This window comes from Aromatoleum sp., from assembly GCF_032027225.1.
Classification (GTDB): domain Bacteria; phylum Pseudomonadota; class Gammaproteobacteria; order Burkholderiales; family Rhodocyclaceae; genus Aromatoleum.
Window position 1 is genome coordinate 208,980 of sequence record NZ_JAVSMM010000004.1, and the last position, 12,009, is coordinate 220,988.

Sequence of the window (12,009 nt, forward strand, 5' to 3'; positions counted from 1 at the left end):
GCGGGCCGGCAGTGACGAAAGCCGCAGCGGTCGCTGCGGCTTTTTTTGTGCCGCACCTGGCCATTAGTTGTGCGCTGGTCGTGCGCCGCTCGTGCGTGGCTTGCGGTCGTGGCTTACGGTCATGCCTTCGAGGCCCTGGCCTGAGGTCGTGCCGCGGTCGCCGCCTAGCGCCTGGTTCTGGCGTCACGAGATCTTTCGCCGCAGCTTTTTGCAGCGCCGCGCGTCGCGTCTTTCGTGACGCTCTTCTCCGGGCCCAGGCGCGGCGCTCTTTCGCGACTCCGTCCCCGCCTATCTCTGGCGGGTCTCCCGGCGCGTCTGGGTCGAGCACGCGTCTTCGCGCAGCGCCTCGGCGGTGAGCTGGATTTTCTCCCAGTCGGGGTTGGGCAATTCGTCGAAGGCGTGGCGCAGTCGAGCGCTCCACAGCTTCCGAATGAGTTCGAAATACGCGTTGTCCTCGCGGATCGTCACATGGTGGCCGATCTCGAGCGCGTCGCGCTTGTAGACGAGCAGGTCCAGCGGCAAGCCCACCGACAGGTTCGAGCGGATGCTCGAATCCATCGACACCAGCGCGCATTTGACGGCGTCGTCGAGCGAGGTCTGGTGCGTGACGACGCGCACGATGATCGGTTTGCCGTACTTCGACTCGCCGATCTGGAAGTACGGCGTCTCCTGCGTCGCTTCGGTGAAGTTGCCGGCCGCGTAGATCTGGAACAGCCGCGGCTCCTCGCCGTTCACCTGGCCGCCGAGCAGCAGCCCGGCCGAAAAATCGACGCCGAATTCCTTCAACGCTTCGCCGTCGCGCGCGTGGACTTCGCGCAGGCAATCGCCGACGTGCTTCGCCGCTTCGAACATCGTCGGCACGTTGCACAGGTTGCGCGCGCCGCCGCCTTCGATCCGCTCGCGCAGCGTATTGACGACGGACTGGCTGATCGAGAGATTGCCGGCCGTCATCAGCACCAGCACGCGTTCGCCGCGGCGCTCGAAGAAATGCATCTTGCGGAAGGTGTTGATGTGGTCGACGCCCGCGTAGGTGCGGGAATCCGACAGGAAAACCAGACCTGCGTCGAGACGCATGGCGACACAGTAAGTCATGAGCCCCCCGGTTCGAGCGAGGAAGACGCCGTGCGCGGCCCGCGCGAAGGCCGTCGCGGCGGGATCTCCCGGTTCAACGGATAGTCGGGTACAGCGGACGCTACTTTGTGTTACACGGAACAGGCTGCGCCGTTTAGACCGGGCCGCGGCGGTTTTGTGCAACGGATCTGCGCGTCGGGCGCGAAAACGATCACTGCAATCGCGGCGCCCGGGTCGATTCTGCGCCGATTCCCGGTAATTCGCCGTCGCATTGCCACTCGCTCCGGGCCGAATGCGCGTCGATCCCGCGCCGTCCGTTTCAATTACGCGGCGAACCGGCCTCCGGCGACGGGTGGCGCGGCGCGTCGGACAGCAGTTCCGCGAGGTAGCCGCTGCGCGCGAGCGACACGATCCATGCGAGCGGCACGATGATCGCGAGCGCGACGAGCCCGCGACCTGCAACGGTCTGCTGGTCGAGCAGGTAGAAGTTGCACAGCCGCGCCGGCGCGTCCGTGTAGAGCAGCCCCACGACGGCGCTCATCCACGCCCAGTTGCCGACGAAGAACGCCTGCACGACCGGCGGCGCAGCCCGCCACGACAGCGCCAGGGCAGCGCCGGCCGCAACGAGGGACGCGAACTTCGCGACCTCGATCGCGGGCGACAGCAGCGCCTCGTCGAGCGCCCGCGGAATCATCCAGAACGCGGTGACGAGCAGGAACAGCGTGAAGCCGGCGAGGCCGTGCGCGTTGAACGCCGCGACGCCCTTGCGAGCGCGCGGCGGCAACGACCTGCCGAGCAGCGCGCCGGCGCCGACGAGCAGCGGAAACTGCACGAGCATGTGGCGCGCCATGTCGGCTTCGAGCCAGCCGCGCACCGGCGGCAGCGCGCACGCGGCGATCGTCGCCAGCGCAAGGAGCGCGCTCAGCCGCGGGCTCATCCGCGCGCTCCCCCCGCAAGCCCCGCGGCGTCGTACAACGCCTGGCGGAACTCGCCGAGATCGTGGATGCGCGCGAGCCGCCCGCCGGGAGTGACGACGTGGAGCGCGGCGTTATGCACATAGCCGCCGATCCCGTCCGGAATGACGACGATGCCGAAGCTCGCGAGCAGCGGCGCAAGTTCGCCGGCGTCGGCCGCGGTCGCGAAGCGCCATAGCGCCAGGTCGGCCGCCATCCTCTTCGCGTAGCCGGCGAGCACCGCCGGATCGTCGTGCGCCGGATCGAAGCTGATCGTCAGCAATCGCACGCGGTCCTGCAGGCCCTGCGCGACGATCTCCCGCTGCAACTGCTGGAACTCGTTGCCGAGCACCGTGCAAATCGACTCGCAGCGCGTGTAGATGAAGTCGACGATCGCGATGCGACCGTCGCTCGCTAGGTCCGCGTGCAGCGCATGCACCTTGCCGGCCGCGTCAACGAGCGGGGCGTCCGCGACCTCGATCGGACGCTCGACCGCCGCGAGTCGCCGCGCCGATTCGCTGGTGACGACGCGAAAACCATTCGTCATTTCGGCGAACGCGGCGAGTGCGAAGACTGCGAACAGCGCGACGACGACGACGGTGCGCACTGCCGGCGCCTTACTTCAACGCGGCGAGTTCGGCGCCGCCGTTCCACGGCGTCGTGCGATCGGCGCTCGCCTTGCGCTGGGCCTGCACCAGGTCGGCGGTGACCGGTCCGGCAGTGTTGCCCCACGCGCTGCGCAGGTAAGTCAGCAGCGCGGCGAGCGCCTCGTCGTCGAGCTTGTCGCCGAACGCCGGCATCGCGCCGTTGTAGCTCGCGCCGGCCACCTCGATCGGGCCGGTCACGCCGTGCAGCAGCACCTGGACCAGCTTCCGCTCGTCGCCGGTGACCCACTCGGAGCCGGCGAGCGGCGGAAACACTTGCGGGATGCCGGTGCCGGTCGCCTGATGGCAGGCGGCGCAGTTCGCCGCGAAAATCTGGCCGCCGTCGACCGCCTTCGTCGGCACCGCCGCGAGGACGCCGAGGCCGCGACGGTCGCCGAGCGCCGGGTCGGTGTCGGGTTGCGCGATGTAGATGTAGGACACCGCCCAGATCAGCAGCCCGCCGATCATCGCCAGCAGGATCTTCGGCACCGGGTGCAGCGCTTCGTGCGGGTCGGGGTTCTCACGTCGCTGCGGACTGTCGTTGAAATTTCGTTCGGTCATCGTGGTTTTGGATGTCATTGGGCGGACGCGGGCGCCGCGGCGAGCGGCGCGAGCGCCGGGAAGGTACGGTCGAGCGCGAGCAGGTACGCGACGAGGTCCTGCGCCTCGCGGGTCGCGACGACGACGCCTTGCGCCGGCGCGAACTCCGGCGGCAGCGCGACGACCTTGTCGCCCGGCTCGGCCGCGTCCTTGACCTCGAAGAGGTAGGGGTAGGCCGGCATGATGCTGCCCGGGGCGTACGCGCGCGGCTGGTACAGGTGACCCAGCTGCCAGTCGACGCTCGGCTGGCGCGCGCCGATGTTCATCAGGTCGGGCCCGGTGCGCATCGTGCCGAGCAGGTGCGGCCGGTCGTAGTAGTAGTCGCTCGCGACCGACGGCCGGCCCCAGCCGCGCTCGCCGTCGGGCGCCTGGCTCGGGTCGCGCGGCTGCTGCGAATGGCAGTACATGCAGCCCTGCTTGATGTATTCCTGCCGCCCGCGCAGTTCGACTTCGGTGTAGGGCTTCAGGCCCGGCGTGGGCGGCACGTCCTGAAGCTGCAGGTAGGGCATGACCACGAGCGAAGCGGTCGCGATGGCGAGCGTGACCAGCGCGCCGGAGATGAGTTTGACGCCGTTTTCCATGATTCAGACCGCCTGAACGAGGGGACGGAGCAAGGCGGCTTCGTTGCGCTGCGGCCCCCGACGCAGCGCCATCACCGTGAAGTGCGCGGCAAACACGAGATGACCGAGCGTCATCAGCGCGCCGCCGATCGAGCGGCCCTGCAGGTACGGCAGCGTCACACGCACCGATTCGATGAAGGGCTGGCTGGCGTCGAGCATCGCGAGGCCCTGCAACACGCCGCCGGCCGTCAGCGTCACAAAATAGATCGCGAAGCCGACCGTCACGAGCCAGAAGTGCGCCGCGATGAGCTTGGGATAGGGCCATTCGCGCGACACGATGCGCGGCATCGCGAAGTAGATCGCGCCGAACATCACCAGCGTGACGAAGCCGTACAGACCGAGATGCGCGTGGGCGACGGTGAAATGGGTGAAGTGCGTGACCGTGCTGATGCTGCGCAGCGCCTCGAACGAGCCCTGGATCGAGCTCAGCGTGTACATCATTCCGCCGAGCACGACGAAGCGCAGCGTCGGCGAATGACGCAGCGCCGAGAAGCGGCCGCGCATCGTCAGGTGCTGGTTCACCGAGAACGCGACCACCGGCACGATCATCATCATGCTCTGCACGATCGACAGCGTGACCAGCCACTCGGGCACCGGGCCGCCGACGAGATGGTGGCCGCCGACCTGGCCGTAGAAGAACGCGAGGCACCAGAAGCCGATCAGCGACAGGTTGTACGACTGGATCGGCCGGCCGATGACTTTCGGCAGGAAGTAATAGACCGCGGCGAGCGACAGCGGCGTGTAGAAGAGGCCGAGCACGTTGTGGCCGAACCACCAGTTCATCGTCGCCTGCTCGACGCCGAAGTGCACGCCCGGCAGCTTCGCGACGAGATACAGCACCGGGAACCAGAACAGCGCCGCGCCCATGTACCACACGGACACGTACAAGTGCTCGACCTTGCGGCGACGCAGCGTGAACACCAGCGGCAACCCGATCAGCGCGCCGCCGACCACGAACAGCGTGCCGACCTGCCACGGAATCTCGAGCCACTCCATGCCGTCGTTGATGCCGAGCGCGATGCATACCAGGCCGATCACGAGCCCGATGTTCCACAGCACCGCGCCGGCGATCGCGAAGCGCGCGCCGACGAGCTTGGTCTTCAGCAGCCGCGGCATCATCCACAGCGCGATCCCCAGCGCCGCCATCGGCGCCCAGCCGTACGCAACCGCGTTGAGGTGCAGCGTGCGGATGCGCCCGAACGTCAGCCATGCGTACTGCGTCAGCCAGTCCGGCTCGTGCAGCTTGATCGAGCTCGTCAGTCCGGCGAACGATGCGACCAGCAGCCACAGCACCGCGAAACCGAGCAGCACGAAGGCCGGCCGCGACGCCGAGCGGTCCGCTTCTAGCCGCGCCTGCAGTTCGTCGGCATCCGCTTCCGCGGGTACCGCGGCGGTGACGCTGCGTTGCAGTTCACGTTCGCTCGCGGCCGATACGGCCGGCTCCTCGACCCGGCCGATCTCGCCTTTCGAGAAGATCACCTTCGCGGCGGCCGGATCGGGATCGAGCACGCCCTTGCGCAGGGACCAGATGAAAAAGAGCAACGCGGAGACGGCTATAACAAATGACGAAAGCAGTAAGGTCGGGATGTCCATGGCTGTCGGAGTCGGGGAGAGGGTCCCTTGCGGGGTTTTAAAGATATATTTGGCACGAATGTTATTGCGGTGCACGAGAAAAAGCAATTGACCAAATATACTTCCACGGAGATCGCACCCTTCGCGCGGGGGCGACCGTTCGAGCCTCCCGAAACTGCGTCGCAGCAAGCCGCGCGACACCCGGCGGATCGGCGAGGGCCCCCTTAACCCGCCCGTCTGCAGCCTGCGCATCGACGAAACCCGGAGATTCCCGATGAACCCAGACCCTTCTTCCGCCCTTCACCGGCTGATCGCCGAACAGATGGGCGACGCGCTGATCTACGCGGACCGCGAAGGCGTCATCCGCGAATGGAACGCCGGCGCCGAAGCGCTGTTCGGCTACCCGAAGGCCGAGGCCGTCGGTCGGAGCCTCGACCTGATCATTCCCGAGCGGCTGCGCGCCGCGCACTGGGCGGGTTTCGACCGCGCGATGCAGAATGGCGCGACGAAACACGGCCGGCGCGCGCTCCTGACCCGTTCGATGAACCACGCGGGAGAAACGATCTACGTCGAAATGACGTTCGCGGTCGTCGCCGACGCTGGCCGCGTCCTCGGCTCGGTCGCGATCGCCCGCGACGGCACCCGCCGCCGCGAAGACGAGCGCCGGCTACGCGAATGCGAAGCCGCGCTGGACGTGGGCCGCGCGCCGGAGCAATCGGCGCCGTCGAAGGATTGAATGGACCGATTCGTCGCCGGTAGGAGACGAGCTGCAGGCGACGGGCGACGCCGATGCCCGAGCCACTGGGGTCGGACTTCGCTCCGCTTGTCGGACCTGCGCGTCAGCTCGCTCCGCCGCCGACCGATTCGCTGTTCGCCCGCGTGATCACGAGCTCTTCTGCATCTGCTCGAATCCCTCAGCCGCCTTCTGCACGTCGGGCGGGAAGTCCTCCATTTCCTGAACCTGGCGGATCTCGATGATTTCGTTGTCCGACATCGGGCAGCGCGACGCCCAGTGGATCGCTTCCTGCTTCGAACTCACGCGGATCATCCAGTAGCCGCCGAGGACTTCCTTCGCGTCCGGGAACGGCCCGTCGGTGACCGTCGGCTTGCCGCCCGAAAACGACACCCGTGCGCCCATCGACGGCGGGTGCAGGCCGTCGAGCGCGATCAGCACGCCGGCCTTCTGCAGTTCCTCGTTGTATTGCATCATCGCCTCAACCGCCTTCGCGTCGGGCATCGTTCCCGGCGGCGCGCTCTCGTAGCCCTTCGGGATCACCAGCATCATGAAGCGCATCGCGGCCCCCTCACTGATCCTTCTCGCAGTTGATCATCCACGGCACGCCGAAGCGGTCGGTGCACATGCCGAAACGCACCGCCCAGAACGTCTGCTCGAGCGGCATCATCGCCGAGCCGTTTTCGGACAGAGCGTTGAAGAGGCGCTCGGCCTCGGCGATCGAGTCGACGTTGAGCGTGACCGAGCAGCCCTTGATGCCCTCGTGCGGATACTGCGGCGTCGTGTCGGACGCCATCAGCTTCTGGCCATCGATGACGAGGCACGCGTGCATGATCCGGTCGCGGTACTCGGGCGGGATGTCGCCGCACTCCGGCGACTCGCCGAAGCGCATCAGCGCTTCGAGCTTGCCGCGGAAGCACTGCTCGTAGAACTTGAAGGCCGCCTCGCACTGGCCGTCGAACATCAGGTACGGATTCAATCGCATGATTCGCTCCTTTGCCTGAACGGCGATGTCGCCGGGCCGGTCACGGCTCGAGCCACAGCACCTTGCTGCTTTCCATGTCGAACGGCGCCGAGAAGTGCTCGTGCACGACCTGCCACCGTCCGTTCGTCCGCCGGTAGCCGACCGTCATCCGCATCCAGCCGGTCGTCTCCTTGCCGTCGGGGCCGGTGCCGCCGCATCGGTTCAGCGCATGCGCGAACGCGACGTCCTCGCCGGCGAAGATCTGCAACTCGTGCAGCTCGAACACCGTCGGCCCGGTGCACATCGTCATGCACTTCTCCCAGTGCTTGCGGTACGCGTCGACGCCGCAGAACTGCAGTTGCAGGACCGCGTCGTACGCGACGATGTCCGGCGCGTAACGCGAGACGATGCGCGCAATGTCCTGGGCGCAGACGGCCTGCCGCCAGTCTTCCAGAATCGCGCGGATTTCGGCTTCGGCGCCGACCCGGGTGGCTTCGGCATTCATGATCTGTCCTCCTCCCCCGGAACGGTTGCGGATGCGAGCCTCTCGCACCTTGCCGGCCGTCGCCGCGCCGGCGCGCGCCGCACCGGTTCCGGCGCGGCAATGAGCAAGCGCTCGTCGAAAACGACTCTGAAGACTAGAACAAGGTTCGCGTTGCCGCAGCCCGAGTTTTCGGATTTCCGCGACGATGGCGGCGATCGCGACGATTGCGACGACCGGTACCGTCACGGCCCCCTTCGCCGGGGCCAAATCCGGCAGAGGACACCCAGCCGCGAGCTTCGGAGCGTTGCGCCATGCTCTCGGTTCGACACGCAGCACGGTTTCGCATCGGCCCTCGCCCCACGACAGCGGAAATCCCACATCGCCGACCGATGAGGGACTCCCGCGTGTGTAGCCATGAAAAAAAAAACGGGCGCGAACCGGAAAACCGGTCGCGCCCGTATTCGCCGCCGTCGCGGCGCGGGTCACATCGCCCGCGTCACGCGGACTGCTGGATGCCCGCGACCGCCCAGCCGCGATTGCCCGCGACCGGCTTCGTCAGGTGCCAGCGCTCGTCGAACGCGACCGGCGCCGCGTCCTTCTCCTCGCGGATCAAGCCGTGGAAGCGGACGCTGACGAGGTAGCGCTGCGCTTCCTCGATGCACTCGACGATTTCGGCGTGCAGGTCGACGACCTCGGTGCGCTGCGCGACGTCGCCGCGCTCCTGCAGTTGCAGTTGCAGCTCGGCAAACATCTCCGGCGTGACGAACTCGCGCAGGTCGTCGAGGTTGCCTTCATCGTTGGCCGCCTGCAGCCGGACGAAATTGACTTTCGCCTGGCGCACGAAGCCGTCGGCGTCGAAGCCCGCCGGCAGCGCCGAAGATGGCGAGGCCGAGCCGCCGGCGAGCGCCGCCGCGGCCGCCGGCGGCGCAGACATCGGCATGCTGCCGCCGCCGGCGCCCATGCCGGCGTACTGCATCGCCTGTGGCGCCGCGCGTTTGCGCGTCAGCATGCGGAAGACGACGAACGCGGCCATCACCAGCAGCGCAATCATCAGCATGTTCGCGAACCCTTCGCCGAAGCCGAGGCTCGACGCGAGCGCCGCGAGGCCGAGACCGGCGGCGAGGCCGGCGACGGGTCCGAGCCAGCTGTTCTTCTTCGCCGCTTGCCCGGCCATCGCGCCGGCGGCCGGTGCATCGGCGGTACGGGCGCTCGGTGCGGTGGGCGCCTGCGGCGTCGCGTCGCGCTGCGTACCGAAGGATTTGCCGCCGCCGAGGCGTTTCGCCTCCGCGTCCGGCATCGTCAGCCCCACGCTCAGCACGAGCGCGAAGACGGTCAGGAGGATGCGTTTCATCTAGGTGGGAACTCCAGTGGGTTGAACGGCACGGAACAAGGTTTCAGAAAGCCGTCGGCGACGAGGCCGCGGATGAGGGCGCGGCGCCGAACGGGGCGGCAACGATTTCGCAAAGCTCACGGAGGAATCTTTCAGCCGGCATAAACGCGCCGGTACTTGCGCTCGAGCCGCCGCGCCGCGCTCCTCAGCGCGTCGTCGATCGACTGCAGCCAGTCGCGCGACGTCGCCGCGACGACGACGTCGCCGGTGCCGACGACGTTCAGTCGCACTTCGCAGCGCTTGCCGGCATCGCCAGCGTCGCGCTCGACTTCGGACAGACGGACGACCGCACGCGGAACGAGCCAGCCGAGACGGCGCAGCGCAAAGCGCAGGCGCGCGTGAATCGCTTTGGACAGTCGGCTCGCAGTGCGGCGCGGGGCTTCGACGAGTACCTCCATCGGGATCCTCCTGTGGCAGGACAAGCCACGCACCATACGCGGCCTTTCACTTCCAATGAAGGTGAATTTGTCGTAACTTAGGTTCGTAAAAACGGAACCTAAATGCACCCGGTCAACTTTCGTCATCTCTATTACTTCTGGGTTGCCGCCAAGGAAGGCGGCATCGCGCGCGCGGCCGAGCGGCTCGACATGGCGGTGCAGACGGTGAGCACGCAGGTCCGCGAGCTCGAGCGCTCGCTCGGTCACGCGCTGTTCCGCTCCGCCGGACGCGGCGTCGAGCTGACCGAAGCCGGGGCCGTCGCCGCCCGCTACGCCGAGCAGATCTTCGAGCTCGGCGAGGCGCTGCCGGCCGCGGTGCAGGAGGCAGCGGCGGCGAAGGGCATGCGCCTCGCGGTCGGCATCTCGGACAGCCTGCCGAAACTCGCGGTCCGCCAACTGTTGCAGCCCGCGGTGCAGACGCCCGAGCTGCGGCTGGTGTGCTACGAAGACAACTTCGACGATTCGCTCGCCGAACTCGCGCTCCACCGCCTCGACGTCGTGCTCGCCGACCGTCCGGCGCCGCCGAACCCGAACCTGCGCCTCTTCAGCCACCGGCTCGAAAAGACGTCGCTCGCGTGGTACGCGCCCCCCGCGCTGCTGGAGGGCGAGAACGTCGAATTTCCCGCGTGTCTGGGGCGGCTCCCGGTGCTGATGCCGACGACGCGTTCCGCGGTGCGCGCGCGCCTCGACGACTGGCTCGCGCGTCATGGCATCCGCCCGAGAATCGTCGGCGAGTTCGAGGACAACGCGCTGCTCGCGACCTTCGGCGAAAGCGGACTCGGCGTCTTCCCGGCGCCCGAATGGTCATCCGACGAGCTCACTCGCCGCCGCGGCCTGACGCTCCTCGGCCGCTGCCCCGACGTCGTCGAAAATTTCTACGCGATCCTCGCCGACCGCAAAGTCGAGCACCCGGCGATCCGCAAGCTGCTGGCGCGGGCCGACAGCGCATCGGCTAGATCCGCCGGCACGGCGGGCGCCGCGCAAGATCCCGCTCCGGGCGCTGGAGGGCAGGCGTAGGTCGTGCGAATCAAGGGCGACGCCGGCGCTCGGTCCAGGCGCAGCAGGCGTAGACCGGCAAGCGAAACGAAATCCGACGTGCGCGGCTTCCGCACGCCTCCCGCCTGCGGCTCACGCCCGCGCCCGTCGCCGCAAGCCCGATCCGCAGGTCCAGCGAGAACAGCGGAGTCCGATGACCGATCCCCGTCCCGGTCCGCAGCGTCGGCGCCGCGGCTCAAACCGTCACGAGAACATCGCACTGCGACTCGGCGAGCACGTGCTTCGTGACGCTGCCGACCAGCAGATCCTCGATCGCGCTTTCACCATGCTTGCCGATGACGATCAGGTCGCAGTCGTGCTCCTGCTCCTGCTCGACGACGTTGCGCGACGCATCGCCGTGGACGACGACGAGCCGCGTCGTCTCCGGCGCGAGCCCCGTGTCGTCGCGCAATTGCCGCAGTTTCGCGAGCGCGTCCTGCTTCGCGGCGACGCGGTAGCGGTGGATCAGGTCGGCCTCGACGCCCGCCAGCCGCAACTTGCCCTCGACCGGGACTTCGAACGCGTGCAGCAGCACGATGATCGCGCCGGGGGCGACGGCTTGCGCAGCCTGCACCGCACGCGCCGAGTACGCCGAGAAATCGACCGCCACGAGCAGGGTGCGGTAAGGCTCGTGCGGCGGCTGCTTGACGACCAGCATCGGTCGCGTCGTCTTGCGCAGCATGCGTTCGGCGGTCGAGCCGAGCAGCAGGTGGCGCATGAAACTGCTGCCGCGCGCACCGAGGACGAGCAGATCGACCGCTTCGGCCTGCGCGGTCAGTTCCTGGATCAGCGGCCCGGTCGCGACCTGCACGCCCGCGGTGACGCCGCGGTGCTTCGACACGGTCGCACCCAGCTTGCGCAGTTCCTCCCGCGTCGCGTCGAGCACGCGCTGCTCGAGCTCCGCGGGCATGTCGGCGACGAGCTGCCGCAGCTTTTCGATCGGCGCGGGATTCACGACGTGAAGCAGGTCGACGCTCGCGCCGAGTTCGTGGGCGAGGAGCGCGGCGCGTTCCGCGGCATGGCGCGCCGGCGCGGAAAGATCGGTCGCGGCGAGCAGGCGCTTGAAGGGAGTCACTGCGAATTTCTCCATTCGACGTTTTTTGGAGGACGGCCAGGGTCCGCCGGGTTGATCGTAGCGGCGGTGGGCAGCCGTACGGTGAGAATCGGCCTCGAACGTCCGTCGCCGATCTCGCCGCACCGGGCCGGTCCACAGTTTAGCCTTCCGCTGGCGATCTCCCGAACGGGCGCGCGTCCCATGACGTAATCATTCTCGGGCTTGCGACGCTCGACGAACGTTGACGGCGCTCGCCCGCGGCCTGCGGTTGTCGGACGGGGAAGGGCGACAAGCGATCCCGCAGCCCGCGGGGCCGCCGGACGAATGATGCTGCGCTACTCATTTTCGGTCCGCTGGCGACGAGGAGGCTTGTCGCGCCCGCCCCTTCTTCGCTACCCTGCATTGCGTTCGAATTTGCCGTGGTAAGGTTCGCGGTCACTTTCGTCGCGCTG

14 protein-coding genes are annotated in these 12,009 nt (G+C 68.0%); 2 read left to right on the forward strand and 12 right to left on the reverse strand.

The window, feature by feature from the left end; genetic code table 11:
• Positions 1–288: 288 nt before the first annotated feature.
• From ROZ37_RS07195 to ROZ37_RS07220, 6 genes are all read right to left on the reverse strand, one after another.
• Positions 289–1,092, reverse strand: coding sequence for a proteasome-type protease (locus tag ROZ37_RS07195; RefSeq protein ID WP_312658545.1), 804 nt, complete (start codon positions 1,090–1,092; stop codon positions 289–291).
• Positions 1,093–1,390: 298 nt separating this feature from the next.
• Positions 1,391–2,008, reverse strand: a complete 618-nt coding sequence (locus ROZ37_RS07200) for a hypothetical protein (RefSeq protein ID WP_312658546.1) — start codon at positions 2,006–2,008, stop codon at positions 1,391–1,393.
• On the reverse strand, positions 2,005–2,631 hold the full coding sequence (locus tag ROZ37_RS07205; RefSeq protein ID WP_312658547.1) for an SCO family protein: 627 nt from the start codon (positions 2,629–2,631) through the stop codon (positions 2,005–2,007). The genes ROZ37_RS07200 and ROZ37_RS07205 overlap by 4 nt, the downstream gene beginning before the upstream one ends.
• A gap of 10 nt (positions 2,632–2,641) precedes the next feature.
• Positions 2,642–3,229, reverse strand: coding sequence for a cytochrome c (locus tag ROZ37_RS07210; RefSeq protein WP_312658548.1), 588 nt, complete (start codon positions 3,227–3,229; stop codon positions 2,642–2,644).
• A 14-nt stretch (positions 3,230–3,243) separates the two neighbouring features.
• Positions 3,244–3,849: a cbb3-type cytochrome c oxidase subunit II gene (locus ROZ37_RS07215; protein WP_312658550.1), complete on the reverse strand. Its 606-nt coding sequence runs from the start codon at positions 3,847–3,849 to the stop codon at positions 3,244–3,246.
• A 3-nt stretch (positions 3,850–3,852) separates the two neighbouring features.
• Positions 3,853–5,481 (reverse strand): cbb3-type cytochrome c oxidase subunit I, encoded by a 1,629-nt coding sequence (locus ROZ37_RS07220; RefSeq protein WP_312658551.1) that lies wholly within the window; start codon positions 5,479–5,481, stop codon positions 3,853–3,855.
• A gap of 253 nt (positions 5,482–5,734) precedes the next feature.
• Here ROZ37_RS07220 and ROZ37_RS07225 point away from each other — a divergent pair, with 253 nt between their 5' ends.
• A complete protein-coding gene (locus ROZ37_RS07225; protein WP_312658552.1) occupies positions 5,735–6,196 on the forward strand; it encodes a PAS domain S-box protein in 462 nt (153 codons plus the stop codon).
• 147 nt (positions 6,197–6,343) lie between these two features.
• On the opposite strand, the gene ROZ37_RS07230 is transcribed toward ROZ37_RS07225, so the two are convergent.
• The 5 genes from ROZ37_RS07230 to ROZ37_RS07250 all read right to left on the reverse strand — a co-directional run bounded on the left by ROZ37_RS07230 (position 6,344) and on the right by ROZ37_RS07250 (position 9,429).
• A complete protein-coding gene (locus ROZ37_RS07230; protein ID WP_312658553.1) occupies positions 6,344–6,754 on the reverse strand; it encodes a YciI family protein in 411 nt (136 codons plus the stop codon).
• 10 nt (positions 6,755–6,764) lie between these two features.
• Positions 6,765–7,178 carry a VOC family protein gene (locus ROZ37_RS07235; RefSeq protein ID WP_312658554.1) on the reverse strand — a complete coding sequence of 138 codons (414 nt, stop codon included), beginning with the start codon at positions 7,176–7,178 and terminating at the stop codon, positions 6,765–6,767.
• A gap of 40 nt (positions 7,179–7,218) precedes the next feature.
• Positions 7,219–7,662 carry a nuclear transport factor 2 family protein gene (locus tag ROZ37_RS07240; RefSeq protein ID WP_312658555.1) on the reverse strand — a complete coding sequence of 148 codons (444 nt, stop codon included), beginning with the start codon at positions 7,660–7,662 and terminating at the stop codon, positions 7,219–7,221.
• Positions 7,663–8,137: 475 nt separating this feature from the next.
• The gene (locus ROZ37_RS07245) at positions 8,138–8,992 is read right to left on the reverse strand and encodes a Tim44-like domain-containing protein (protein ID WP_312658556.1); all 855 of its coding nucleotides are present in this window, start codon (positions 8,990–8,992) and stop codon (positions 8,138–8,140) included.
• A gap of 131 nt (positions 8,993–9,123) precedes the next feature.
• Entirely contained in the window at positions 9,124–9,429 is a 306-nt protein-coding gene (locus tag ROZ37_RS07250) for an HPF/RaiA family ribosome-associated protein (protein ID WP_312658557.1), read from the reverse strand.
• 102 nt (positions 9,430–9,531) lie between these two features.
• Between ROZ37_RS07250 and ROZ37_RS07255 the strand changes: the two genes are divergently transcribed.
• On the forward strand, positions 9,532–10,485 hold the full coding sequence (locus ROZ37_RS07255) for a LysR family transcriptional regulator (protein WP_312658558.1): 954 nt from the start codon (positions 9,532–9,534) through the stop codon (positions 10,483–10,485).
• 214 nt (positions 10,486–10,699) lie between these two features.
• Here the strand turns inward: ROZ37_RS07255 and ROZ37_RS07260 are convergent, their stop codons facing one another.
• Entirely contained in the window at positions 10,700–11,578 is an 879-nt protein-coding gene (locus ROZ37_RS07260) for a universal stress protein (RefSeq protein ID WP_312658560.1), read from the reverse strand.
• Positions 11,579–12,009 lie beyond the last annotated feature (431 nt).

Bases quoted from the DNA above. Each gene is read 5' to 3' on its own strand.
- ROZ37_RS07195 (WP_312658545.1), bottom strand. From the start codon at position 1,092: ATGACTTACTGTGTCGCCATGCGTCTCGACGCAGGTCTGGTTTTCCTG.
- ROZ37_RS07200 (WP_312658546.1), bottom strand. From the start codon at position 2,008: ATGAGCCCGCGGCTGAGCGCGCTCCTTGCGCTGGCGACGATCGCCGCG.
- ROZ37_RS07210 (WP_312658548.1), bottom strand. From the start codon at position 3,229: ATGACCGAACGAAATTTCAACGACAGTCCGCAGCGACGTGAGAACCCC.
- ROZ37_RS07215 (WP_312658550.1), bottom strand. From the start codon at position 3,849: ATGGAAAACGGCGTCAAACTCATCTCCGGCGCGCTGGTCACGCTCGCC.
- ROZ37_RS07220 (WP_312658551.1), bottom strand. From the start codon at position 5,481: ATGGACATCCCGACCTTACTGCTTTCGTCATTTGTTATAGCCGTCTCC.
- ROZ37_RS07225 (WP_312658552.1), top strand. From the start codon at position 5,735: ATGAACCCAGACCCTTCTTCCGCCCTTCACCGGCTGATCGCCGAACAG.
- ROZ37_RS07230 (WP_312658553.1), bottom strand. From the start codon at position 6,754: ATGCGCTTCATGATGCTGGTGATCCCGAAGGGCTACGAGAGCGCGCCG.
- ROZ37_RS07235 (WP_312658554.1), bottom strand. From the start codon at position 7,178: ATGCGATTGAATCCGTACCTGATGTTCGACGGCCAGTGCGAGGCGGCC.
- ROZ37_RS07240 (WP_312658555.1), bottom strand. From the start codon at position 7,662: ATGAATGCCGAAGCCACCCGGGTCGGCGCCGAAGCCGAAATCCGCGCG.
- ROZ37_RS07245 (WP_312658556.1), bottom strand. From the start codon at position 8,992: ATGAAACGCATCCTCCTGACCGTCTTCGCGCTCGTGCTGAGCGTGGGG.
- ROZ37_RS07250 (WP_312658557.1), bottom strand. From the start codon at position 9,429: ATGGAGGTACTCGTCGAAGCCCCGCGCCGCACTGCGAGCCGACTGTCC.
- ROZ37_RS07255 (WP_312658558.1), top strand. From the start codon at position 9,532: ATGCACCCGGTCAACTTTCGTCATCTCTATTACTTCTGGGTTGCCGCC.